The organism is Gemmatimonas sp., from assembly GCF_046594945.1.
In the GTDB taxonomy this organism is placed as follows: Bacteria; Gemmatimonadota; Gemmatimonadetes; order Gemmatimonadales; family Gemmatimonadaceae; genus Gemmatimonas.
In genome coordinates, this window is sequence record NZ_JBKJRB010000072.1 from 1 (window position 1) to 2,654 (window position 2,654).

Sequence of the window (2,654 nt, forward strand, 5' to 3'; positions counted from 1 at the left end):
GTCGACGCCGTACCCGATTACACCGCCGCGCAAAAGAGCGGCGTGAAGGGTTTCGTGAAGACGTTCATGGCGCTCGAGTACATGAATCAGCTGCGCGTGCGCGACACCTTCGGCCTCGTGTTCGATGTGGCGAAGGATCCCACCGTGCAGGGCGCCTTCATCACGCGCGACGAGGCGTATACGAAAACCGCCGCGCTGTTCGACGAAGCGAGAACAGACCTCGCCGCAGCCGGTACGGCGTTTCCGTTCGCGTTGACGACTGGATTCGCCGGCTTCAACACACCAGTAACCTTCCTGCGCGTCAACCGCGGCCTCAAGGCTCGCCTCGAGGTGTACCGAGGTCGCTGGGCCGACGCCCTCACGGCGCTGAACGAATCGTTCATCAGCACCGCCGCCGGCACCACGGCCAGCTTCGCCGCGGGTGTGTATCACGTGTACAGCACGGCATCGGGCGACGCTACGAACCCGCTGTTCGATCCAGCACCGCGCGCCATCGTAGCCGCGCCGGAGTTTCTCACCGAAGCGCGACTACGTACCGATGGCTCGCGCGATCTGCGCGCCACAGCCAAGGCCGTAGTCGGCACGGTCAATCTGGCCACCCAGGGTATCAGCTCGAACGTACGGCCGATCGTGTATCCCACCAACGTCACGCCGATTCCGATCATCCGGAACGAGGAGCTCATCCTGCTTCGCGCCGAAGCCAACATCGGACTCGGCAATCGCGCCGCTGCGATCGCCGATCTCAACTTCGTGCGCACCAACTCCGGTGGACTGCCGGCGCTGGCAGCCGATTTTGCCGGCGATCTCGTCACCGAGCTGTTATACGAGCGCCGCTACTCGTTGTTCTTCGAGTACGGTCATCGCTGGGTCGACGCGCGCCGCTACGGCCGCCTCGGCGAGCTCAAGAAGCAGCTGCCGACGCATCGCGTATTCCCGCTGGTGCCGATTCCGGTGGACGAATGCAACCAGCGGCTGGCGGCGCCGCCCAAGGGGTGTGTGAACGTGCTGGGGGGATGAGCTCCGGCGCGAGCTGATCGATTTACACCCTAGGGAAGTTCTGCACAGGTGACCCGCACGACCGATGTGGGTAACTGTGCGGCAAAAATCACGCTGGGCGACGTGCGCGTCGGCCGAATGGTGGCCACACCGTCCCCGCGCGGGGGCCAGCGGGGCCGTTTTCGGCCCCCATCGGCGTTCACGCCGACACTACGTGCCCACCGCGAGCAACTGTTTGCGCGCGCGGAAGAGATTCGCGAGCGCGAACGCGGCCAGCGCGCGCACCGTGTTCTTGTAGAGGCCGCGGTAGCGCACCTTCGTAAAGCCCCACAACACCTTCACGACGTGAAACGGATGCTCGCCGCGCGCGCGGATGCGCGAGCGTTCGCGATTGAGCGCATCGCGTTCGGGCGTGCGCTCGCCGCGCTGATTGATCAGGTACTGCCCACCCAGCACCTCGTACGCCTCGCGATCCGACTCTTTCCAGTAGGCTTTGTCCCCATGCAACGTGTCCTCGAAGCCATGCACCAAGGCCGGCAGCTGGCTGATGTCCGACTGCGCCGCGTCGGTCGTGGTGAGTGTGTGCACGAAGCCCTGCGGATCGGTCCCGATGTGGCACTTCATGCCGAAGTACCACGACTTCCCTTTCCGCGTCTGTCGCATCTCGGGATCGCGTGACTTCGTGGCGTTCTTCGTCGAGCTGGGCGCGGCGATCAACGTCGCATCCACGATAGTTCCCGTCGTGACCAGCAGGTCGCGCTCGGCCAACAGATCGCGCACCGCGTCGAACATCTGCGCCGTGAGCTTGTGCGCTTCCAACAGGTGTCGGAAGCGCAGGATCGTCGACTCGTCCGGCACCGTATCCTCGCCCAAGTCCACGCGCGCGAAGCGCCGCATGGACTCACTGTCATAGAGCATGTCCTCGGCCTGCGGATCCGACAGGTCGAACCACTGCTGCAGGAAGTAGATGCGGAGCATCGTGTCGAGCGGCATCGGCCGACGCCCGCGTCCGGGCTTGGTGTAGTGCGGCTCCACGAGTGCGCGGAGCGTCGCCCACGGAATCGCGCGGTCCATCTCCTGCAGAAACCGCTCACGCCGGGTCACTTTGCGCTTGGTGTCGTACACCACACTCGCCAGGGTCCGCTGCTCGCTCATATAGGCTCCACACCGTGCAGGAAAGGGTCGATGCCGCTGCGCCAATATTACGAGCGGCCCTCCAAAACGCACGCTTCTTTGCAGAGTTTCCCTAGGGAGTCAATGTCTGCATCCCCGCCATTCCCTCGCCTCACTCCTCCAACGACTTCCCCTCATAATCAGAAATCAGCACCCACACCGAGCACGTGCGGCGCGAATACAACAGGCGCACCGTCACATCACGCGGGTTCTATTTGAACGCAACACCGAAGGCTGGATGCGGAGGCGAATTGAATGATCAGCGTTCACCAGGATGGTTGGAACCATCAACTGACCGTTGGTGTCTTCGCAAAACCGCACGGTTGAACGGAGCCCACCCGACCGCCACTTGGAGGACTCATGCTTGACAACGGCTGCACCAACGCTATTTTCTCCATGGATGAGAGATGGCAATTGACGCGCGAGAAGTATCGACGTTCCTGAGTCAGTTTCGTCGTTGAGCAATAGGATTATCCGTTCGCATT

General features: G+C 63.0%; 3 protein-coding genes. 1 reads left to right on the top strand and 2 read right to left on the bottom strand.

Features of this window, described 5'->3' with window-relative positions; translation table 11 throughout:
- A partial coding sequence (locus tag ACLL97_RS08195; RefSeq protein ID WP_411279988.1) for a RagB/SusD family nutrient uptake outer membrane protein occupies positions 1–1,017 on the top strand: 1,017 nt, incomplete at its 5' end.
- A gap of 189 nt (positions 1,018–1,206) precedes the next feature.
- On the opposite strand, the gene ACLL97_RS08200 is transcribed toward ACLL97_RS08195, so the two are convergent.
- Together ACLL97_RS08200 and ACLL97_RS08205 are read right to left on the bottom strand one after the other, a co-directional pair.
- Positions 1,207–2,151 carry an IS5 family transposase gene (locus ACLL97_RS08200; RefSeq protein WP_411279989.1) on the bottom strand — a complete coding sequence of 315 codons (945 nt, stop codon included), beginning with the start codon at positions 2,149–2,151 and terminating at the stop codon, positions 1,207–1,209.
- Positions 2,152–2,364: 213 nt separating this feature from the next.
- Positions 2,365–2,654, bottom strand: a 290-nt coding sequence (locus tag ACLL97_RS08205) for a hypothetical protein (RefSeq protein ID WP_411279990.1), incomplete at its 5' end; no start/stop codon positions are given.

Bases quoted from the DNA above. Each gene is read 5' to 3' on its own strand.
- ACLL97_RS08200 (WP_411279989.1), bottom strand. From the start codon at position 2,151: ATGAGCGAGCAGCGGACCCTGGCGAGTGTGGTGTACGACACCAAGCGC.